The sequence below is a fragment of the Bdellovibrionales bacterium genome (genome assembly GCA_018266295.1).
Lineage (GTDB): Bacteria > Bdellovibrionota > Bdellovibrionia > Bdellovibrionales > Bdellovibrionaceae > JACMRP01.
Window position 1 is genome coordinate 39,516 of the sequence record JAFEAQ010000006.1, and the last position, 21,587, is coordinate 61,102.

The 21,587-nt window shown below is 47.9% G+C and carries 23 protein-coding genes and 1 tRNA gene; 11 read left to right on the top strand and 13 right to left on the bottom strand.

From position 1 onward, the window contains the following. Positions 1-73 precede the first annotated feature (73 nt). Positions 74-673: a DNA-3-methyladenine glycosylase I gene (locus JSU04_04405; GenBank protein ID MBS1969520.1), complete on the top strand. Its 600-nt coding sequence runs from the start codon at positions 74-76 to the stop codon at positions 671-673. Here JSU04_04405 and JSU04_04410 read toward each other — a convergent pair. Next, positions 665-3,190: a response regulator gene (locus JSU04_04410; GenBank protein ID MBS1969521.1), complete on the bottom strand. Its 2,526-nt coding sequence runs from the start codon at positions 3,188-3,190 to the stop codon at positions 665-667. The genes JSU04_04405 and JSU04_04410 overlap by 9 nt on opposite strands. 216 nt (positions 3,191-3,406) lie before the next feature. Between JSU04_04410 and JSU04_04415 the strand changes: the two genes are divergently transcribed. After that, positions 3,407-3,817 (top strand): Hpt domain-containing protein, encoded by a 411-nt coding sequence (locus tag JSU04_04415; GenBank protein MBS1969522.1) that lies wholly within the window; start codon positions 3,407-3,409, stop codon positions 3,815-3,817. Here JSU04_04415 and JSU04_04420 read toward each other — a convergent pair. Then, on the bottom strand, positions 3,801-4,505 hold the full coding sequence (locus JSU04_04420) for a response regulator transcription factor (GenBank protein MBS1969523.1): 705 nt from the start codon (positions 4,503-4,505) through the stop codon (positions 3,801-3,803). The genes JSU04_04415 and JSU04_04420 overlap by 17 nt on opposite strands. Positions 4,506-4,605: 100 nt before the next feature. On the opposite strand from JSU04_04420, the gene JSU04_04425 reads away from it, so the two are divergent. From JSU04_04425 to JSU04_04455, 7 genes are all read left to right on the top strand, one after another. Next, positions 4,606-5,076: a response regulator gene (locus tag JSU04_04425; GenBank protein MBS1969524.1), complete on the top strand. Its 471-nt coding sequence runs from the start codon at positions 4,606-4,608 to the stop codon at positions 5,074-5,076. Then, positions 5,073-5,378, top strand: coding sequence for a hypothetical protein (locus JSU04_04430; GenBank protein MBS1969525.1), 306 nt, complete (start codon positions 5,073-5,075; stop codon positions 5,376-5,378). Before JSU04_04425 ends, JSU04_04430 begins: the two co-directional genes overlap by 4 nt. Before the next feature lie 155 nt (positions 5,379-5,533). After that, the gene (locus JSU04_04435; protein MBS1969526.1) at positions 5,534-6,253 is read left to right on the top strand and encodes a hypothetical protein; all 720 of its coding nucleotides are present in this window, start codon (positions 5,534-5,536) and stop codon (positions 6,251-6,253) included. A gap of 97 nt (positions 6,254-6,350) precedes the next feature. Beyond that, the gene (locus tag JSU04_04440; protein ID MBS1969527.1) at positions 6,351-7,322 is read left to right on the top strand and encodes an SDR family NAD(P)-dependent oxidoreductase; all 972 of its coding nucleotides are present in this window, start codon (positions 6,351-6,353) and stop codon (positions 7,320-7,322) included. 19 nt (positions 7,323-7,341) lie between these two features. Further along, positions 7,342-8,442: a Gfo/Idh/MocA family oxidoreductase gene (locus JSU04_04445; protein MBS1969528.1), complete on the top strand. Its 1,101-nt coding sequence runs from the start codon at positions 7,342-7,344 to the stop codon at positions 8,440-8,442. 120 nt (positions 8,443-8,562) lie between these two features. Then, entirely contained in the window at positions 8,563-10,023 is a 1,461-nt protein-coding gene (locus JSU04_04450) for an ATP-binding protein (GenBank protein ID MBS1969529.1), read from the top strand. Positions 10,024-10,072: 49 nt separating this feature from the next. Further along, positions 10,073-10,146: transfer RNA gene (locus tag JSU04_04455), tRNA-Cys, on the top strand. A gap of 215 nt (positions 10,147-10,361) precedes the next feature. Here the strand turns inward: JSU04_04455 and JSU04_04460 are convergent. Beyond that, entirely contained in the window at positions 10,362-10,688 is a 327-nt protein-coding gene (locus tag JSU04_04460; protein ID MBS1969530.1) for a hypothetical protein, read from the bottom strand. Positions 10,689-11,086: 398 nt separating this feature from the next. On the opposite strand from JSU04_04460, the gene JSU04_04465 reads away from it, so the two are divergent. After that, positions 11,087-11,494 (top strand): hypothetical protein, encoded by a 408-nt coding sequence (locus tag JSU04_04465; GenBank protein ID MBS1969531.1) that lies wholly within the window; start codon positions 11,087-11,089, stop codon positions 11,492-11,494. 107 nt (positions 11,495-11,601) lie between these two features. Here JSU04_04465 and JSU04_04470 read toward each other — a convergent pair whose 3' ends face one another. The 8 genes from JSU04_04470 to JSU04_04505 form a co-directional block, all read right to left on the bottom strand. Beyond that, complete coding sequence (locus JSU04_04470; protein ID MBS1969532.1) at positions 11,602-12,480, bottom strand: tyrosine-type recombinase/integrase; 879 nt, start codon at positions 12,478-12,480, stop codon at positions 11,602-11,604. A 208-nt stretch (positions 12,481-12,688) separates the two neighbouring features. Then, positions 12,689-13,255 (bottom strand): hypothetical protein, encoded by a 567-nt coding sequence (locus JSU04_04475; GenBank protein MBS1969533.1) that lies wholly within the window; start codon positions 13,253-13,255, stop codon positions 12,689-12,691. Between the two features lie 55 nt (positions 13,256-13,310). After that, the gene (locus JSU04_04480; GenBank protein MBS1969534.1) at positions 13,311-13,853 is read right to left on the bottom strand and encodes a hypothetical protein; all 543 of its coding nucleotides are present in this window, start codon (positions 13,851-13,853) and stop codon (positions 13,311-13,313) included. 22 nt (positions 13,854-13,875) lie between these two features. Next, positions 13,876-14,643: a hypothetical protein gene (locus JSU04_04485; protein ID MBS1969535.1), complete on the bottom strand. Its 768-nt coding sequence runs from the start codon at positions 14,641-14,643 to the stop codon at positions 13,876-13,878. 479 nt (positions 14,644-15,122) lie between these two features. Further along, positions 15,123-16,208 (bottom strand): SpoIID/LytB domain-containing protein, encoded by a 1,086-nt coding sequence (locus JSU04_04490; protein MBS1969536.1) that lies wholly within the window; start codon positions 16,206-16,208, stop codon positions 15,123-15,125. A 74-nt stretch (positions 16,209-16,282) separates the two neighbouring features. Next, positions 16,283-17,035 (bottom strand): slipin family protein, encoded by a 753-nt coding sequence (locus JSU04_04495; GenBank protein MBS1969537.1) that lies wholly within the window; start codon positions 17,033-17,035, stop codon positions 16,283-16,285. 3 nt (positions 17,036-17,038) lie between these two features. Beyond that, the gene (locus JSU04_04500) at positions 17,039-18,334 is read right to left on the bottom strand and encodes a nodulation protein NfeD (protein ID MBS1969538.1); all 1,296 of its coding nucleotides are present in this window, start codon (positions 18,332-18,334) and stop codon (positions 17,039-17,041) included. Continuing rightward, positions 18,331-18,831 carry a hypothetical protein gene (locus JSU04_04505; protein MBS1969539.1) on the bottom strand — a complete coding sequence of 167 codons (501 nt, stop codon included), beginning with the start codon at positions 18,829-18,831 and terminating at the stop codon, positions 18,331-18,333. The genes JSU04_04500 and JSU04_04505 overlap by 4 nt, the downstream gene beginning before the upstream one ends. Positions 18,832-19,061: 230 nt before the next feature. On the opposite strand from JSU04_04505, the gene JSU04_04510 reads away from it, so the two are divergent. After that, on the top strand, positions 19,062-19,268 hold the full coding sequence (locus tag JSU04_04510; protein MBS1969540.1) for a hypothetical protein: 207 nt from the start codon (positions 19,062-19,064) through the stop codon (positions 19,266-19,268). Positions 19,269-19,748: 480 nt separating this feature from the next. Here JSU04_04510 and JSU04_04515 read toward each other — a convergent pair whose 3' ends face one another. After that, positions 19,749-20,273, bottom strand: a complete 525-nt coding sequence (locus JSU04_04515) for a hypothetical protein (protein ID MBS1969541.1) — start codon at positions 20,271-20,273, stop codon at positions 19,749-19,751. Between the two features lie 371 nt (positions 20,274-20,644). Beyond that, entirely contained in the window at positions 20,645-21,586 is a 942-nt protein-coding gene (locus tag JSU04_04520) for a M12 family metallopeptidase (GenBank protein ID MBS1969542.1), read from the bottom strand. Between the last annotated feature and the right edge of the window lies 1 nt (position 21,587).

Here is a 21,587-nt window from a genome sequence, read left to right on the forward strand (position 1 = left end):
ATTTTTGGGAGCATCAACGCGTGATTTTGTGGAAAAACTGTGATTAAGTCTTTAAACACGAAGGAGTTCTTTAATGGCAAAGACGTCGACAAAAGAAAAACCAAAGGTAAAGATCCAACCCCGCTGCAGTTGGGCTGGAACGGATCCTCTCTACGTGAAGTATCACGATACGGAATGGGGCGTGCCCGTTCACGACGATCAAAAGCTTTTTGAGTTCCTGGTCCTGGAGTCGGCGCAAGCAGGTCTTAGCTGGATAACAATTTTAAGAAAGCGAGAAAACTATCGCAAAGCCTTCGCCGGCTTTGATCCAAAGAAAGTCGCACGCTTCAACGAAAAGAAAATTGCGGCCTTGCTACAGAACGAAGGCATCATCCGCAACAATCTCAAAATCCGCGCGGCAATTAACAACGCCCAAAGATTTTTAGAAATCCAAAAAGAATTCGGCAGTTTTGCAAAATACATGTGGGCCTTTGTTGATCACAAGCCAATCCAGAATAAAAGGAAACCCGGCACGATCCCGGCGACCACAGAGATCTCAGATGCCCTTGCAAAAGACATGAAAAAACGTGGTTTTAAATTCTTGGGTTCTACGGTCCTCTACGCACATATGCAAGCAGTCGGCATGGTGAATGATCACGTCACTTCTTGCCTTTGTTATAAGAAACTAAGTTAGAACTTTTTCGATCGAGGCAAACAAAACCGATTTCTTAATCGGCTTTGTCAGAAAAGACACTTTCGGTAACGAGAGCGCCTTTTCCGCCGTGGTATCCAACGCATCGGCTGTCACTAACAAAATGGGCTTTGATGGCAGATGATTTTGCTGCTCGTACTCACGCACTTTTTCGACGACCTCAAAGCCATCCATCACCGGCATTCGCAAATCCAGCACTAAAAGATCCGAGGGCTTATTGAGATATAAATCCCAAGCTTCTTTTCCATTCATCGCAAATTCGATATGCCAAGGGGTTTTCTCAAAGTACGCCATGTAAAGTTCTTTATTGCCGATATCATCGTCAGCCACGATCAAAGAAATCGGCTTCTGCATGAATCCCGCAGGCACCACCGGTTTCGCCACCGCCGCTGCAGAAATCCCGCCGGCCTCTGGCGCTACAGCAGAAGCAGTGGTTTCTTTTTTATCGCCGCGCTTTTTCGGCCGGTTTGTAAATCCGATAGCACCAAGAACGTCACTCACCAAGAGCGGTGAATTATCAATAATGGAAATCTGCGGGTCCGCGGCTGCGTCTAAGAGACTTTTTCTGTGCCCGGCAATGATCACGCGTCCGACTTTGGCATCATGTTTAACCAATGTCATCGAGAAGCCTTCAAGAGTTGCGTCCACTAAAATCCAGCGGGGCTCCTTTTGTGGATGAGTCTTGATGTAATTTTTCGCTTCTTCAGGAGCAACATAGTTTAAATGAATTTGCGGATGGCCAGAAAGAAGATTTAAAGACTCCCGCCAAGCGCTGTTATTAGAAATCACCATCAGCTCCACCGGCAGATCGTCCGCCGGCTTAAAGACCGGAAGCCATGCCGCAGATTCAAGACTTTCAACATCAAGATCCACAGTAAAGTTAGAACCTTTTTTCGCTTTCGATTGCACTGTCAGACGTCCGCCAAGTTTACGCACAAGCTCTTTGACGATCGCAAGGCCTAACCCAACACCACCTTCAGAAAGTACATAGGATCCTTCCACTTGAAAAAAGGCATCAAAGACTTTCCCGAGTTTATCTTCCGGAATCCCGACGCCGGTATCTTCAACTTCAAAGCGCAATGTTGTGCGCGAGCCGGCTCCCCCCATGCGCGAGACACGGAAAGTAATATTTCCTTCGTTGGTGTACTTGCAGGCATTCCGCAAAAGGTTCATCAGAATCTGGCGCAAACGACTTGGGTCACACTGAATGCTCGATGGCAAATCCGCTGCAAAGTTCGTATAAAAACGCAGATTCTTCTTCATGATATCCTGACCGGCAATTCTGGCAGTTTCGTCCAAGAACTGGATCAGATTGAACTTCTTAAGATGAATTTGCAGATCATTACTGTCAGCCTTGGCAAGATCCAGTAGGTCCTCAATCATCGACAGCAAATGATTCCCCGAAGCACGCATACTTCTTAGGTATTCAGTGATTTTCTTGTCTTTGTCCTCTTCCTCACAAAGATCGATCATCCCCAGAATTAAATTCAATGGCGTGCGAATCTCGTGAGAAATATTTCCTAAAAAGCGTGTTTTCCCAAGTAAGACCTCTTGTAGTTCGTGATGGGCCTTTTCAAGATCCGTCGTTTTTTCAATAACGAGTTTCGTCACTAAACTAGTTTGCCGAACCAGAACCAAGAACAAATATGAAATCAGCAAGGTGATAAAGAAACTCATCAAACCCGCAATCAACGACGGAGACAACTCACGCTTTGGTTCTTTGAAGTTAAAAGCAAAATTCAGCTTCATCCCCGATTGCGGCAAGCCTTCGACATAAAGATAGTGGTGATAGCCTTCGCCCACTCCCGCCGCACTTGCCGCCGTCCCCGGCTTCACGACTTTATGTCCCCCACTTTGCGCTTCCACCCGCCACGTGTTGCCGGTTTCAGAATCGGTAATATCGAGGCTTTCTCCAGGGCGAAGATCGGTCTTAGCAAACACGCCCGAGAGCGGAGCCGTAAAGATATAAAAAATATCTTTATTGCCTCGCGAACGCATAATAAAAGAAACGCGCGGCACTTCGGAGTAATTATGCAAAACGGCTTTTTGCATAGAATTGCCATCCATCATGCGCTTGACGGCATCTTTCACAATCTCTGAACGGATGGTCTTATAAGATGACGGCAAAGGATCTAAAACCGAGTCCTTCGTATCAAGTCGCACCAAAAGACGCATCTCAGGGTAGTTACTCCCCTTCTCATTACGGTGAGTGTATTCAAAAATAGTGAAACGTTGGAAGATCGTGTACTCCAAAGCCTGGCGCATAAACATCGCATCGGCCTTGTAGGCTCGTGGCCGCGAGCCCAAATAGTCTTCATAAGACTGGATCCGCAGAATGCTGTTTGAGAACAGCAAATCGAGCTGATTAATCATCTCTTTATAGCGCTGAATCGAGTCGGTTTTGAGGATCTGTTGTTCGCGTTCACGGAGGTTATCGTAGACATAAACCGAAATGGCCGTGCCACAAATCAAAGCCAACATCGGGATCCATAAAACCAAACGGCGGAACCTGACTAAACCAAATTTCAGTATTTTCTGTATTTTCTTCGTAGTCATATTGGCAAATCGCATAACCCATTGTTACTGGGGGCTTTTGGAGTGAAGTTAATTGCATTTGAAGGTTTCTTCAATCCATTTTAAAGTGAATATTGAGACAGGATGTTACTGTTTTGTCACATCTGCTCCCTATTTATTGAGACATGAAGGAAAAACGACGTGACGAATGAAGAAAAAGACCTCATCCAAGTGACTGAAGCCCTGAAACGGCTTCCTCATTTTGACAGTGCCGCGTTTATTCAGCTCATTGAGGACACAGGCCCCGTAGTCGCACTCCGGATTTTAGCTCGCTTTGAAATCGGCGTTCAGGAAAGCCTCACTGCGATAAAAAATGGCATTACACAGGAAAACTCGGACTCGATCTGGCAAGCTTGCCATAAAATGACAGGCTCAGCAGAACTCATTGGCTTTAAAGAGTTTGGTGCGAAGTCGCGGAAACTCAATCGCGACGTGAAGGCGCTTCCGGATATTCAGGCGCACTTGGATGAACTGACACATTATTTGCGTGAAGGTGAAGCTCTCTTAGCACATATCAAAGAAAGCTTTCCGCAGTTTAAGAGTTACCTCTAACTTCCGCCTTGTAGCCAACGCTCAAAACGGTTTCGATGCTCACTGAGCTATTCGAGATCTTTCTTCTCAAATGGCTCACATGAGCATCCACAGTTCTCTGAGTGACATGCTTACCGAGGCCCCATACTTGATCCAAAAGCTGATCCCGAGTGAATACCTGGCCTGGGCGTGAAGAAACGATTTTCAGAATCTTGAATTCATACGGCGTCAATTGAACCGTCTCGCGGCCCACCTGTGCGTTCTGGATCTCGACGGACATATTATTTGAATCAATATAGAGATCACCGATTTTGATCTGATTCATATTATCTTGCAACGTGCGAGCAAAACGCAGGCGCGCCTCGATACGGGCGCGGAACTCACTCGCATCAAAAGGTTTTGAAACGTAGTCATCAGCACCAATACCAAACGCCGCGACTTTGCTGATCACATCGTTGTCAGAACTGAGGATAATTATAGGAACCATTTTCGAAGAGAAGGCCTCTTTCAATCCTGGCAAGGCTTTCATTCCATTGCCATCTGGCAAAGAAATATCGAGGAGAACCATATCGAAGCTCTCTCTGCCGTTTTGCAAAAGCTTGAATGCATCATTCAGAGACTCCGCTTGTATCAAAACATGATCACGCAGGACTGAAGTCAAGTAAAGGTAGAATTCCGTACTATCTTCGACACACAAAATTTTCGCCATAATTCGGGCATTTAAGCAGCGAATTAAGAAATCTTCAAATGAAATTAGATAAAAAACAATATTCGTGGGTCATCCTAACTTTAGGTATAAGGAGGTGACCATGAACACGTTGACGGACGATCACAGCAATATGGCGTTATCGTTACTTTACGAAATGCCAAAACCGGTAAAAGTGCTGGTAGTCGAAGACGATAGAATTCAATGGCCACTCTGGGAAAGCATTCTAAAGTCTGCTTATTCGGATGTGGAGATTGACTGGGAGACCACGGAAGCCGGGGCTGAGGCTCTTCTGCGGCATGCCTACCAAAATAACAGCCCGTATAATCTGGTTATTTCAGATATTTTCCTCGAAGGAAGAGACACTGGAATTGACCTCTGGAACCGGTATGGCGAAGCGGCGTATAACTTTGTCTTCGTGAGCGGTCTCACGACAAAAAACTTCGACGCCCTTATGAGTACCATGAGCAATCTACAAGGCGGTGGGCCTTACTATTTAGAAAAGCCCATCACCCCACGTATGGGGAAAGAGGTTTTGAAAAACCTCACTATTCGCAAAGGAGAAATTGCATGATGAATAATATCGAACTTAAAACAGATGTGACCAATATTCCTGGCAGCGAGAAATTTATGAAAACTTGCTTTAATGCCCTGGAACGACTGGCCGCTCTGGCTCCTTCGGACAACAGTATTCAAATGTCCGTGGACCAAAAGGGAGATAATTATCTCGTCGCCATCACCGTGGCTTCGCAAGAGTTGCGCTTTGCACTCGAGACCGCGGCGAAAAGTCCTTTCATGGCCTTGGAACAGGCTTTCAAAGATTCCCTCGACAGAGTGATGAAGTGGTCAACATCGCGCCAACTAAAACTTGCATAAGCAAAGATCCCGTAGAAGTCAGGGCCGGAGTCGTGTGGGACTCCGGCCTTTTTTATTTTGTCATTGGATTGTAGGAGCTTCGTCACACAACATCCCAACTAACACGATAACGCCAACCAATCCTCTAGGCTCAACATTCCTATAAGGAGGAAACAATGACAACGAAGTCAAAAAGCAGCTCGTCCCGTGGTTCACACAAAGAAGGGCGCTCTGCTTCTTCATCTCGCGGAGGATCTTACTCCGGAACAAGGCGCGCTAGCAGCTCCCGTTCTGATGACTCTTATGGCAGCTCTATGCAAAACAGAGATTCATCTTCAAGAATGAATCGCAACGATCGTTCTGACAGGGATCAATCTCAATCATACCGCGGCGATGACTACCGCGAAATGAGCCCTCGACAAGGTCGCGGTTACAGCGAAGACTACGAGAGCGACTCACAGCGAGGCGGACGCTATGGCGGAAGTCAACGCTATGGTTCAGACCAACAACAATATGGCGGTCAAAACTTTGAACAAGACCGTAGCCAATTCAACCGTCCCTCTCGCGGTGGTTACGGGCAAGAACGTCAAGACTATGGCCGCAACTTTGGCCAAGCTGAAGGCGATTATCGTGATGAGTTCCGCAGAGACGAAGGCCGCGGCTATCGCGATGACAATGAAGATTACAACTCTGATGAAACACGTATGGGTTCCAGAAGAGGTTACGGCATGCGTGAAGGCCGTGACTGGGACGAAAGCGATGATACGGAAGCTTACCAAGAAGCTCTTCGCTCTGGAGCCCACGATGAAGACATTGACGAAGATGAAGAGCACACTTCTTCTTCCCGTCGTGGCCCACGCCGCGGTGGCCGCTCTAGTTCCCGCGCAAGACACTAGTTCTTGCTTCAGCCAAAAGCCCGCATGAAAATTGCGGGCTTTTCTTTTCGATTTGTTTCTATTTGTTTTCCAATTTCGTTCTATGGAAGGAGTTCGTATGGCCAAAGTCGGAGAAAAGTTTAAACCCCTGAATCAGCAAACCATCGTGATCACCGGCGCTTCGAGTGGCATAGGACTTGCCACTGCAGAAATGGCGGCAAAAAAACGGGCTCGTGTTGTTATCTCTTCGCGCAACTTCGAAGACCTCGAGCGGATCGCTGAAAAACTGAACTCTCGTGGAGGCAACGTCCTTCCCGTAAGAGCTGACGTCACGAGATACGCAGATCTTGAAAGTCTTGCGGTTCAAGCGGTTGCCGCCTTTGGACCCATCGACACGTGGGTGAATAATGCCGGCGGCTCGATCTATGGACCGCTCTTGGAGATTCCCGAGCAAGAAGAACGCGCACTTTTTGAAATGAATTTCTGGAGTATTCGTAACGGCTGTCACGTCGCTGTGGCATCGATGCGCGACCGCGGCGGCGTCATCATCAATCTTGGCAGTGAAGTTTCAGACCGCTCCATTCCATTGCAAGGCATGTACGCCGCCACCAAACATGCCATCAAAGCTTATACAGACGCACTTCGTATGGAACTTGAACATGATGGCGTTCCGATTGCCGTGAGCCTCATTCGTCCGACAGCGATCAATACGCCATTTCCCGACCATGCCGTCAATCATCTTCGCAACGGCGAACCCTCACTCCCCGATCCGACCTTGCATCCGGACTTCGTTGCCAAAGCTATTCTTGAGTGCGCCGAAAAGCCAAAGCGCGATATCTACGTCGGTCTGCCTTCGAAGATGGCCTCCATCATGGAATTCTTCATGCCTCGGGTAGCCGATAAAGAAAGTGAAAGAAGCGGTTATCAAGGTCAAAGCCGAGGAACCCGCCTTGAGCACTCATCAGAACATGAGGGCCTCAACCATGCTCCGGATCAAGAGGGTGAGCTTCTCGGTCACCACATCGGAAAAACAAAAACCCAAGGAGAAATGAATAACTCCCACATCACCGACTCAAAGAGTCTCCACTAAAAGACGCAAGGAGCGCACCATGAATAAAAAAATTCGTTACGCCGTCGTTGGGCTCGGACACATTGCTCAAGTGGCGATGATTCCCGCTTTTAAAAATGCCCGCAGCAACTCAGAACTTGTCGCCTTGGTTTCAGGCGATCAAAAGAAACTCGACGTTCTTGGAAAACGATACAAGGTACCTCACTTATTTCACTACGCCCAATTTGAAGAAATGCTTGCGCAAGATCTGGTGGATGCAGTTTATATTTCAACCCCGAATGTAATGCATACAGAATTTGCCATTCTTGCTGCACGCTACGGAGTGCATGTTCTTTCTGAAAAGCCCCTGGCCACAACAGAAGAAGAATGCGTAAAGATACTCCGTGCCGCGCGCACTCACAAAATTAAATTCATGACAGCCTACCGCTTGCACTTTGAGCCGGCAAATCTCGAAGTGGTCAACATCGTTAAATCAAAAAAAATCGGCGACCCTCGCTTGTTTGTCTCTTCCTTTACCAATCAGATTAAAGACCGCACCAACATCCGCCTCAAAAAGCAAATGGGTGGCGGTCCAATGTGGGATATCGGCATTTACTGCTTAAATGCTTCTCGTTATCTCTTTCAAGATGAGCCGATCGAAGTCTTTGCAATGAAAGCCTCCGGCTCAGATTCCCGTTTCCGTGAAGTCGAAGAGATGATGACCGTCAGCTTGCGCTTTCCGAAAAAGCGGCTGGCAACGTTTGCTATCAGCTACGGGGCTGAGTCCTGCGCGGTTTTTGACATCTTCGGCTCAAAGGGACATGTAAACTTAGAAAATGCCTACGACTACGCCGAAGACATGAAAATGACAATCACGAAGAATGAGAAAAAAAAGATCCATCAATTTAAAAAACACGATCAGTTCGGGCCCGAGCTCAAATACTTCTCAGATTGTATTTTGAAAAACCGCGAGCCCGAACCTTCTGCTGAAGAAGGCCTGCTGGACGTTCGCGTGATCGAAGCCATCTACGAATCCGCAGAGACCGGCCGGCCCGTGCGCCTTGATCATAAACGTAAAAGTGTGCGCCCTAGCCTGCGCCAATCCAATCGCCGACCGATGCATCGTGAACCAAAGCTAGTCCATGCCCGTGCGGAAAGTTAACTAGAGTCCCGCTGCGAGTCCGAAAACCGACAAAGGCCGTCCGGATCCTCGTTCCGGGCGTCCTTGGCTGGGCCCTATGGGGGATTTGAAACTGGCGCTGTCTTTGCTCTAAGCATCGGCATGAAACTAAAATCCCTCGTTCGTGAGAACAATTCACTGGTGCCGGTTGAAATCGAGATCACTCTTTTACCGGGTTTGCCGACGATTCAATTCCTCGGCCTGCCCGATCAGATTATCAAAGAAAGCATTCACCGGATTAAGAGCGCCATCCGCCAGCAGGGCTTTGAATTTCCACGCGCACAGCAAGTGTTCGTGAATATTCGTCCCAATCACTTAAAGAAATCTTCGCGCGGACTCGAGCTTGCGGTCGCAGCCGGTATTCTTTGGGAAACCGGCGAAGTTCCGCCGCCGCCTCTGCCGGAAAAATTCTACATCTACGGCGAACTCGGCCTCAGCGGCGACGTCTTTGAGCCCGAAGACCTGGCAAGCGATTTTGAAGGCAGCGAAGAGTGTCATGTTTTGACGGGAACATTGAGCTCGCTCTGCTGTCCGTTTCCACGAAGAGTGGTGCATGAATTAAAAAACCTGGCACAGCCCGTATTTCATCCTCCCGAGATGAAAACTCTGAAGGTCGAGCGCCCCCAAGAAGGATTGGATTTTTATTACACTGAAGAACAGGCCAAGGTTTTATCCGTGGTAGCCCTCGGAGGCCATTCGTTGTTGTTGGCGGGCCCCTCCGGCTCGGGAAAGACCACCATGGCAAAAGCCCTGCCGGCTTTGATGTCTGAGCCCCGTCCTGAAGAGATCCTCGAGATTAAGAAAATCAACAAGGACCTCCATGATGGAGACAGTTTATGGAGGCCTGTGATTCACCCTCACCATTCAAGCACCCCTCTAGCCTTGATTGGTGGGGGCGTTCCCCCGAAGCCCGGCGAGTTAAGCCGGGCTCATCGGGGACTTTTGATTTTAGATGAACTTTTGGAATTCGATCCAAAAGTCCAAGAAACTCTGCGCGAGCCGATGGAGGAAGGGGCCCTGCGCCTATCCCGCGGCACACGTGCAGTGAAATATCCGGCGATGGCTCAAGTGGTGGCGACCACGAACCTCTGCCCTTGTGGTGATTTCACTCCAGGAAATAAACCTTCGTGCCGGTTTTCGAAACATCGCTGCCAGTCTTATTCGCAGAGATTGTCGGGACCTGTGATTGACCGCTTTGAGATCCTGCACTTCTCGCAACTGCAACGTCGTCGCGCCGGCGATCCGGCCACTCATGGTCTTATTCGCGGCGATGAAATCCTCGCACAGGTCAGTGAAGCCCGGGCTTGGATGAGAGAGCGCGGCCGCAACAACACCCCGAACTCGCGCCGCCCGATTGCGGAGCTTGAGGGCGAGTGGGATAGCTTCTTTTTTGAGCACATGATGAACCGAGACCTCGGTTCGCACCGCCGCTACCAAGCAACGCTTCGTGTTGCGAGGAGTTTTGCGGACTTAGAAAGGGTGGAAAATGTTCAAGGGCGCCATTTTGACCTGGCTTTGAACATCACATGGAAGCCTTTTGAGAAGTTGAAACGTTGGGATTAGTTGACTCAGAGCCCAGAAACCATTAGTTTGGGTTCTCTTTTGACCCAATGGTGGTGTGGCCGAGGGGTTAGGCAGAGCTCTGCAAAAGCTCGTACATCGGTTCAAGTCCGGTCACCACCTCCAAATTTTGCTGCCGCAAAATTAGAAAATAGATAATTGAAAATCGAAAATAGAAGAAACGCATCCGAAGACGAGCAGCAAAATTTCGTCTATTGTCTATTATCCATTCTCCGGTCTTCTTGCCCATCACTTCGCGATGAGGCTCTACGCAAAAAAAATCGCAGGAAACTGGGAGTTATCCTGCGATCTTTTTGGATTTGTTGGTTTTGGTTTTAATACTAGTTTGGAGCTGGGGCTCCTGGGGCTGCTACGTTTGTGCTTAGGAATTTGCAATACCAGCCTTTGTAGAATGCAGGGGCTGAAGATGTTGCTGTGATTGTTTCGCCGTTTGCTACTACTTTATTTACGATCGTTTCGAATGTGTATGTTGAGCCATGGGCGCCTTCGAGTTCGAAAGAGGCGCGTTTCATGTATTTTGTGCCTCCGTCGTTTGTATACGTGCACACTTGTTGGCCGCCCTGTCTCGACAAAGTGCCGTAGTTGCTCTCAAGAGCGTGGGCAGAAAAAGCAAAAGCAGATACGATTAAAGCGATAGGTAATTTCATTAAAGATCCTCCGTTTGTTGTTTCGGAGATCACTAACAGCCGAGTTTAAACCTCGTCAAACCCCAACTCCGCGGGATTTTTTTCGCCGGTTTCAATATTTTAATTTGTGAATTTATAGACCAACCAAAAGCTGCGGAAAATGTCTTGGGAGCATAGATTGCATTGGGCTTTAAAAATATTTGGCGGCGTTGAAATTTTTTAAGCTCGCAAAATATTTTGAATTTTACTCGCTCCATATCCGGATTATATTCGCAAAACTTCCACTTCACTCTGTATAATTGACTACCTATTGAGAATCCGCGGAGCTTGATGGCCGTCCTAAAGATTCAAACGTCTGTCCCTGGACTTGTATTTCTGAAATTATTGAAACCTGATGGGCTATAAATTACGATTTTATCATGATCGAAATTATTGCCGGGGTTTGGGCTACTTGTTTTTTGATTTCCCTTCCGATTACTTTTTGGAATGTGCGGTCTGTAGTTCAGAAAGCGAAGTCGCCGCAGTTTAAGACTTTGAATTTAAATCTGGCGAAGGTGGGGATGTTTTGGAGCCTTTCTTCGGATGGGTTTCAGCCCCTCGGCGAACGAACCGCCAAAGACGACACTCGCAAAGCGATGCGCAGTTATATGCTCATTGGTGGTCTCGGCATCTTCAGCGTTATCGGCTTGCTATTGCTGATTGCTGTGAGTCTTTCGATGCATCTTCTTGTGAATCGCACGGCTCAACGGGTTTTTGCTAGCGAGCTCACCCAGAATCCGAATCTGGACGCCGAAGCCACTCAAGCGCTTGTGACTTCGCTCTCTTAAAAAACTAAAGGCCCTTTTTCAGGGCCTCTTTTTAAATGCTTTTTCTGTTTTGAGTTCCCTCTGATTATGGTCAACCTTTAGGTTTACGATAAACCGAGGAGCCTTGCTTACTTCTCAACATCGCGCAGATGCGACAGCGGATGATGCTCATCAATGGTGTTGGCCATCGTGCGAGTCGTGACATTGGTATAGATCTGCGTCGTCTGAATGCTGGCGTGGCCCAATAGCATTTGGATGGAGCGCAAGTCTGCACCGCTCTCAAGCAAGGCCGTCGCGCAGGCGTGGCGGAATCTGTGTGGGTTCACGGGTTCTGGAAAGCCCGCCTTGGCCGACCACGAGGCAAGCCATCTCCACACGTCCACGCGCGAAGGTCTGTGACCACGATCATTGATCAGAATCGCTGGCGAAGAATCCTTCGTTAGCTGCGGACGGATCTCTTGCAAGTAATGCACTAAATGCTCTGCTAATTTTTCTGTGATCGGAGAAAGACGCTCTTTATTGCCCTTCCCTAACACTTTGATCCAACGGTCTGTGGGGTTAAAGTCTGTGACGTTCAAACCAATAAGTTCTGTCACGCGCACGCCGAGGCCATACAGGAATAACAACGTCATTTGGTTGCGCGCGGTTTTGACCGGGTCACTTGTTTCAGCGGCATCATAGAGCTGCTGGAACTCTTGAGGTGTCAGAACTTTTGGCAAACCCACTTTGACTTTTGGTGGACGGAGCTCACGAAGTTCCGGGCACTTCATGCCGCGGGATTCGCAGAAACGGAAGTAGGTGCGCAAGCTGCTGATCACGCGGGCTTGTGAACGAGTCGAGAGTTTATGTTTTTTCATAAACTCATAAAACCCTTGAACATGGGAGTTGGTTTTTTTGAATTCGATAAAGAGTTCAAGATCTCGGCGATACGCCATGACAGTATTCTGTGAGCGACCGCGGACATTCTGTAGTTCGTCGAAAAATTCTACCCAAAGTTCCAATTCCATTAAATCATTACAAGAGATTTTATGTTACAAAGGCAAGTCAGTTTCTGAGAACTTAGGCACTGCGTCTTTGAAGACTTCAACAAATGCTTGATGTTTTCTCTCAGAATGACGCTTCTTTGGGCAATTTACGCAGTCTTTACTTTACAAATAATAAAAAAAGGAACCCGAAGGTTCCTTTTTTCAAAGAGCGAATTTTTATTTGTGAATCTTAGAGAGCCGTCATGCCCACAGAGGACCAGCCACCATTGCACTGGAACCAAAGATACACAGTTGTTCCAGTATCACCGACATCGTCACCATTTGTATCTTTCAATTTAATATACATAGGAGCTTTGAAAGTTGTTGGACCTGTCAAAGTCACCCACAACGGGCTGATCGATTGAGTTGAGATGTCTGGAGAGATCATACCCACTTGCAAACCTTGAATGCTGTAAGAACCGTTGGGAATGCAAGAGTTCGATCCGTTCGCTACGAAAGTTCCGCCTGTTGGCAAACCTTGGTAAGTACCTGTCATGCGAGGACTTGCAGAATACACAGTCGCGATGCTGTTTTGATCTGCCACAACCGTAAGACCTTGGATGCTGTAAGAAGCACCGCTCACGTTACCAGTAAAGACTGTTGGACCAGCCACAAAACCTGTGCAGTTAGAGCAGCTTTCACTGACACCACTGCCAGCGCCGCCAGAGTTTTCATCACCACCGCCGGATTTACCGCAAGCCGTAGTTAACAACATCAAAGAAGCCAGTGCTGCGAATAAAAGTTTTTGTGTTTTCATATCATCCTCTTTTCAGAGGCACATCCAGTGCCTCTTAAGTAAATTTCAATTTCTATTAAAAGTTCATTTCCATCAAAACGGGGCTATAACCGTAAGCGTCCATACACTGAGTCAGATAAAGACGGAATAAGCCGGTGTTTTGTGGTCTTGCCGGAATCACTTGGATTGTTGCTGGGATAGATCCTTGAGGACCTGTCAACATCACAGAACCGTAAAACATATCTGATTGCACATAACCCTGTTGAGTCATTTGGATCGTGAAGGGTCCCGCTAAGTTTGGCTGACCAAGTCTGCAAACATAATTGTTAAAAGTAACGCCACCAGTGATCGAAGCCATTCCCGCGCCAGTGCTATCGCCTGTCACTTGGAATTGAACTTGTGTTCCAGTCATTGAACTTGCAGTTCCACCGTAAAGAGGAACTTGGCCAGCGCCGCCAACACAAGGTTGAACTGTGCAACCTGGGTAGATCGGAGCTACAGGAGTGTTGTTGTTGCTTCCGCCGCCGCTCTTCTGACAAGCCGCTGTCATCAACATAAGAGATGCTAAAGCGGAGAACAGAAGCATTGAGTATTTTTTTGTCGTTGTTTGTGTTTTCATATTCGCCTCTTAAAATCCTTAATTATTGATTAAATGCTTTCGATTTTGATAATCCAGTAAATGTGCCCAATCTGCGGTAGCTATTTGATGGGTAAACATTTGATTTATCCATCACCGTTTGCGAGCGGCAGTTGTACGGGCCGTCGTAAATGAACCAGCAGTATCTTTCAGTTCCTTGCGGAGCCATTGTCTTAGTAAAGTTCTTAAACCAGAGTGAACCAGACACGTAGGCAGAACCTTGAGCATCACCTTGGTTCACAACATTATCGATAACCAAAACAACCGCACCGTAAGCATCTTGAAAGTAGCCAGAGAACTTCGTGCTATTCGCAAACCAGTAGTTATACTCCGCATGGAAAAGACCTACGTCTCTATTCGTACCCATCGATGGGAAGGATTCGTTTTTACCCGTCCCGGCTACGAAGTAACCTTCATAGTGTTGGCCGGCATCATCGTAAGCCAATTTCACTTGGCCACCGAATTTGCCATTACCGACGTCGATCAAGTTCACATTCAATTTAACGTTTGTAGGATTGTTCAATGGGTGAGTTCCTACATACGTATTAAAGATCTCTAAAGAATCCGGAGTGAAGGCTACTGTATTACCGTAAGCCCAGCTATCACCTGCGGAACCCGCACCTTGTCCCGGAGGAGCATTGGTAGGGAACGTTGGATTCACAACACCAGGAGTAACGATTGTGTTGCCATCAGATGCCTTCATTTCTTTCGCACAGCCAACTCCAAGGAGTGCCAGTGTCGCCAGAACTAAGATAAGCTTCGAGTTTTTCATAATCGCCTCTGTGTTAATGGGTCCCCAACCACTGGGAACCTCTTACACAAGGTCTTTGCGAGCGCCGTGCCGACCGGGACACCCGCCGTGCCAACTTGTAAGTCCTTAAAATTTCAGAGCTATTGAAGGGTCTGATCACATTGAGACAAAGGCCCTGAGAACGCACCTGGGCGCATGAAACCCTTTTACGTCACCAGGGAGTCAAAAAATCAGACAGTTTTCGTGGAGCATCTCAGAATGAGACGAGGCTTTTCCGGGCGACGAGCCGGATTGGGAACTCTCAATGTGGGCCAACTTGAAATGGTTTAGAAACACCATCTCGTTACTTTTTTCAACAATATCTCTACAGTTCTCAAAGGTAGAAACCGAAGAGTAATTCATATTATCAAATCAAGGAGAAACAAAATGCAAAGCAAAGCTCTCAATATGATCGTTTTCGGTGCCGTTGCTCTATTTGCTGCTCGTGTTTTTTTAAATTTCTAGTTGTTTTCCGAAATAATTTTTAAACTCGCCAAAGGATAATAGTGCTTTAAAATCCTTTGGTAGGTGTACTTCTTAAGACCCAGCGCTCGACTTCCCCATTGGCACATTCCAACACCGTGCCCGAAGCCTTTCCCCACAAATTCGACATCATCTCCTTGATCCCGCATTTCAAAATTTGTACTTCTGAGATTCATGAAACCAAGAATCTGGCGAAAACTATTGCTACGAATATCGCCGAGGAAATCCTTCACGAGATTCGCAAATTTCTCCTTTGGCAAACGATAGCGCCACTGAGCCATCGGGTTGAGCGGACAGCCTTCATCCACGGCCACTCCCGCATCATTGTCCTTTTCCTGCGCCCACACAGAGCCTGCCGATACCGTCTTACCGCCACAGTCCGAATGATAGAAGGCCTTCAGTACGCGCGGGCCTTTCACGAGGAAAACCCCTTCGGTCTGTCTCACCGCTTCGCGGGCTTTTTCAAGTAACGCCATATTTTCGTGACGGCTGATTTTCTTATAGACCTGATCTAGCACCGAAGACTCCACATGAAACGGACGATTCTTACGATCTCGCAAGATCGCTTCAGTGTAGGAGCGAATCGCCACCGCTTGGGCCTTCAGAGTTTCCATCGGCCAGGTCAGCGGCATTTCACTCGCGAGCACCGAGAACACATACTCTTCCATCGGCACGACGCCGATGACGTCGATCTGCCCGTCAGTACTTTCTTGAAGAACGATTTTATTCGGCAGCTCCGTGGCGTCTTGACGGAGGTTTTCACCTTGAACCATCAAAGCCTCTTCAGCGCTCATCACGTCTTGCGAACTTGCAGGACCGCCTTCAGCGATTTGCCAATAGCTTTTGCCAGAGATTGAAACACGGGCGATTTGCAATTGCTTGGTTTGCGGGATAGCGACTTTATTAAATTTAGCAGTGTGACCGATCAGGCGCAGATTCAGGCCTGAGAGAGAAACGCGGGAGATGCCGGTTTTAATTCTTACACGGACGGACTCTGGCTGCGCCCATGTCGAGGGCGCAAAGCCAAAAGCAATAACCAGCAGAAAGCACGCAATCCCTTGCATTAGTTAAACTCCACCATGAGTTTCGTCTAGGTCAGACGCTAATATTAAAGTACGGGTTGCGTGTCTTTTCTAGTCTAGTTCTTCATTTCGCCGAGCTTCATCAGCGGCTTCACAATTTCCATTGGTAACGGGAAAACGATTGTATTCGATTTGTCACCCGCAATCTCAGTCAGAGTCTGTAGATATGCGAGCTGAATCGCCGAAGGTGAGCTCTGCATTAAGTTTGACGCATCAGCAAGCTTTTGCGCACGCTGCAACTCCCCTTCCGCTGCAATGACCTTCGCGCGACGTTCACGCTCAGACTCCGCCTCACGCGCCATGGCTCTTTGCATCTCTTTTGGCAGGTCAATCTGTTTCACTTCAACCATCACAACCTTGATCCCCCAAGCTTCGGTGTGCTTATCCAAAATTCCTTGCAGAGTTTGGTTCACTTGATCCCGATGCGCGAGGATTTCATCCAAGTGATACTGACCGACCACCGATCGGAGTGTCGTTTGTGCCAGCTGGCCGGTGGCGAAGTAATAGTCTTCAACTTTTGTGATCGCGTCTTCTGGGCTTACAACTTTGAAGTACACAACCGCATTGACCTGCATCGAAACGTTGTCTTTCGTGATGATGTCCTGAGGCTTCACATCCATCGTGACTGTACGAGTATCCACTTTCAGAATACGTTCAACTCCCGGGATCAGAATGATCAAACCAGGGCCGCGCACGCCGACGGAGCGACCGAAGCGCAAGATTACGCCACGTTCCCATTCCGGCAGGATTTTGATGGTGGCAGTAAGAAGCACAATCGCAACCACTAATATAAAAATTAAAAACTCCACGGCTTACTCCTTCTTTCTGATGTGAAGCGTGAGGCCTTCTCGGCTCAGCACTTCGACTTGATCAGTGAGTTGAATCTCCTGATCGCTGCTGAATCTCCAGACTTCTCCGAGGATTTCCACTTGGCCTTTCAGACCACCGGATTCCACAGAGACGACTTTGACTGTTTTTGTTTTTAAATCATGATCCGTATCTTTACGGCGACGGCGCACGGTTCGAAGCGCCAACCCACCAAGGCCCAAGAGGACGGCCGCAACCACCAGGGTCACGCCACCAATCAGAGTCCACGGGAGTGAATAACCCGTGATATCTCTGTCAAACAGAAGCACACTGCCAACGACAAAAGAGATCACTCCGCCCACTCCTAGGATTCCAAAGCTCGCGATAAAGAGCTCTGCCACCAAGAAGCCGATGCCTAGGAGAATCAGCGCAAGGCCGCCCCAGAAGACCTCGAGCTTATGAAAAGAAATCAGCGAGAGGATCAAGCCAATGCCGCCAATCACACCCGGCGCGACCAGTCCCGGATGAGTGATCTCTGCATACAGAAGCGCGATGCTCCCCATGAAAAGCAAATAAGCGATTTCAGGGTCCGCGGTGAAATTTAAAATTTGGTAACGAAGATCCGGTGCGAACTCGATGACGGTGCCGACTTCAACGGCGCTTTCCTTCTTTTCACCGAGGATGGTTTTATAACCTTGCGCCGCCTGCAGGAATTCCTGCTCGTTGTTTGCGATGAAATCAAGAGCTTTCAACTTCTTTGCTTCTTCCGCGCTGACAGCTTTGGCTTCAGTTACGATCTCTTGAGCAAACTTCAAATTGCGGCCGCGAAGTGTGACAATCCCTTCAAGCCAGCTGACAGTGTCATTCACCATCTTATTGCGGAGGTCTTTCGGCATCTCGCCGCCGTTCCCGAGGATCGGTGTTGCGGCTCCCACATTCGTGGCTGTGAGCCCGCCATTCACATGGCAAGCCATCAGGATAATTGCACCAGCACTGCCTGCATGACCGCCTGAGGGCGAAATAAGGCAAAGATACGGAACCGCTGAGGCCAGAATTCTTTCAACGATGAGGCGCGTGCTTTGCAGACTCCCGCCCGGCGTGTTCATACGAACAAGGATCGAACCACATTTCTTTTCAGCGGCGAAATTTTCAGCCCGAGTGAGATAATCGAGTGTTGCTGCCCCAATGGCTTCACGGATTGTGACGCCCACTGTGCACGCGGCACTTTCCTCGGCCTTCACACTGTGAGCAGCGCTCATCACCCCCATCAGGACTGCGAAGCAGACCCCGAAGAGTTTCATACGACACCAATTTCCTTCATGACTTTTTGCAGATCCGCCCACACGAGTTTTTTCGCATTGGCATTTTGAAGCAAGTAAGACGGACCGTAAGTTTCTAAGAACTTCACGGTGCCCATGTTTTGCATTCCGGGCTTGACCGGTTTTGATGAGAAGACCACCACAAAAGGAGTCGTCACTTTGGCTGTGTACTTTTGCAGAATCTGACTAACGGTTTCCGTCGAGCCCATAAGATCTGCTTCCAAGATCAGATGTTGACGATTTCCGAGGCGCATCGCCTGGATCATCTTATCGAGAAGCTCTGAGGTTTCAGACGCAAAAACGCTTTGATCGCTGGCTTGTTTGAGGTTCAAGAAGAGGAGGTCCGCGGTGGTCGTCGGGATCTCGGTTTCGACAGACTCTAGCAGGCTTTGGCGAATACGTGCCGACTGCAGGGTTTTGACCCCGAGCACATTTTTCACGTAGGAAAAGTAATTAGTTACACTCTCTTCAGCTGCCATGCCGGAGAATTTATTCCTTTCCAGGACCAAAGACTATGAAAACCCAACCTTCGCGCATTGCGCTATCCCAAGCTTGCGGCCTCAGTTAACCTAAAACTGGACCAAGAGAGTCTCAAGTTAAGACACTGAGGAGCCGATAGGTTTCCTGAGTGGCAAGTTGATGTGGATGAACAGGATGTTCTGAAGCAGAAACAGATGCCGAAATTCCAATTCTAGCCAGGAGGGCTTTTATGGAAATCTTTCGCTTTAACGTGATTCCAGAGCAAGAAATCCAACGCCGTGAGAAGCTGAAGTATGCTCTCAATCACTGCAATGTTTGTCATGGCAAACTCGAGTTCAACTATTTCGATACTTTAGAAGATGCCAAAGTAGAAGAAGTAGCCCACTGCAAAGACTGCGGCCGCAAAGCCTCGAATCTTCTGCACTCCGTGCACTGATCATTTATATAAATTGTATTCAGCACTCACCCACATCTCTTCACACGGATGTGGGTTTTGCTTTTGGCTCGTGCTAGGTCCTCGGCCGAGAGTACTGGCTCCGCCCTTCTTCCTCCATCCATGTGAATCGAGGACCTATCCTCGAGCTCCAGTAAAGTCCGGCCATCCGGGCCGGCCTTCCGGCATTTAGTACAAGTTTTCTTTCAAAGCCCCAATAAGAATCAAAGTACGACACTTCGGCAGATGAAGAGACTTATCTCATCCCTCTCCTAAAATATTTAAACCCGTCCCCTTATGCTTAGCCTGGCCGACCACGATGGTCGGACAGCCCCGTTCTCATGGATGGATGGCCGACGTTTAATCCTCGACTGGGCGTGTACGCTAAGTCTTAGCGTGTGAGAACGGAAACAATCTCCCCTCTGAATATGGTCAACCTATAGGTTCACTATAATCAGAGGAAGAAGGTTGGCTGGTAGTAAGTTATTCCGTTACTTCCTCATGGGTTTTAGGTTTATCCGTAGAGTTCTTTGATTTCTTCTTTGTTCTTTTAAACCCACGAGCTTCCATATCATTGAGTTCATGGTAATTAATGACGTTTCTAAAATCCCTTCCCCAGGAAAGAATCCTGGTAAAGGGGCGAAGGTTAAAAAGGCCTTTTAAAGATTTTCCTTTAAGCTTTGAAAGTAAACTTACAAGAAGAGAAGTAAGAGTTCTAATAAAAGCTAAATAGGCTTTCTTTGATGGAAGTAACATCACCATATGAATATGAGACCAATTTAGAGAAAGCTTATAAAGCTTAATGCCGTATTTGTTTGCTTGAGAGTTTATGATCCTTTCAATCTTTCGAGAATCAGGAACAAAACAATGACTGCCTGTGCTTTTTAAAATTAAGTGAGTTGGATTTTTAAAAGATAAAGGACGAGCGGTTTTTCTTTTGCCAGTTAAAAGGCTTCCGCCAAATTCTTTCTTGTAATTGTTGATAAATTGAAAGCTCGTTTGTCTCATCTCTCACCTCATAAGGTGAGAAACTTATAACACGGGTTTTGAGAGTGAATTTCCAAGCACAGCCCTAAGGCGAATCATATCGCTCGCGAGAGTGCGTAATCCCTTCGCCCCGAAGAGATCTCTTACTAAAATCAAAATCCAAAGACCCACGCAAAATCTCGCCCCACAAGCGAAGCCAAGCACACAAAAACCACGTCAATACTAAATTCAAAGATTCGTATTCCGGATAGATAATCTGCATTCAACGAGATCAGAAGGTGTAAAACTTGGCTATGTATATTCAAGTGATTGCAGCTCTTAACGAGAGCTCTCGTGTGCTTCAAGAGCACTCCCCCATACGTCCACACGCCGAAGGCGCAAGAAGCCAGCTGCTAGCGGCCGCCGTAGGCCTTGTTCACTCGTTCGATGTCGCGAGGGCTCAGGGTCGCTCCTGGGCGGATTTCTTGGTCTTTGATTTTGGATTGCATTGTTGGTTGTCGGTTCTTTGAGAACATGTCCGTTGGATAAATCATCAAGGATTCGAAATCAAAAGGTGCCAAACCACTCACCGTCATCAATGTCGGTGGCAACCGGAAAAAGTTATCCTGATATTGTTCTTCGATATTCTCAGGATTCAACGTAATGAATTGATCGCGATCGCTGCGGTTCTGCTCATGCACTAAGCCCAGCGCATGCAGAATCTCGTGAGCTATATCATCCGGCCGACAGCCCGGCGCAATCCACAAAGGCTGCTTGCCGCCCACTCGCCCCACGTAGGACTTACAGATACCAGTGCCCTCTTGAAAGACCATCACGTCTTCTTGAGTCCCATCGAAAGGTACAAATTGGATGACCGTGCCCGAAAAAAGATCGAGTGCTTTTAACACACGATCCGGCTCGCGCATCCCCGGGTCCACAAAATACGGAATCACATGGCTCGGCCACAAGTTGAGCGTCGGCATTTTTACATAACCACCCTCAACAGTTCCATCGTCTTCGACAAGCTCACCCACAACCAAATCACCCTGCACAACCGCAACACCATCTTCCATACGAAATTGCAAAGCGTCCTTAGGACGAGTCGATCCCTTCGGAATAGCCTTCACAGACTTTTCCGCAACAACAGGTTTTGCTGATTTTGTCATCGCCGCAACAGGAGCTGCCGCGGCTTCAGAGACCGGCGGTTCTTCCGCGGGAACTTCTTCCTGCGGACCACCTTGAGTATGTTCAATTTCGTCCAGCGCCTGAGGCTTCGTCCACTTTCGGCTGTAGATAATAAAAACACCTGCAACAACCAAAAGAGCTATAAAAAAGCGCTGGAGAGAATCTTTCATG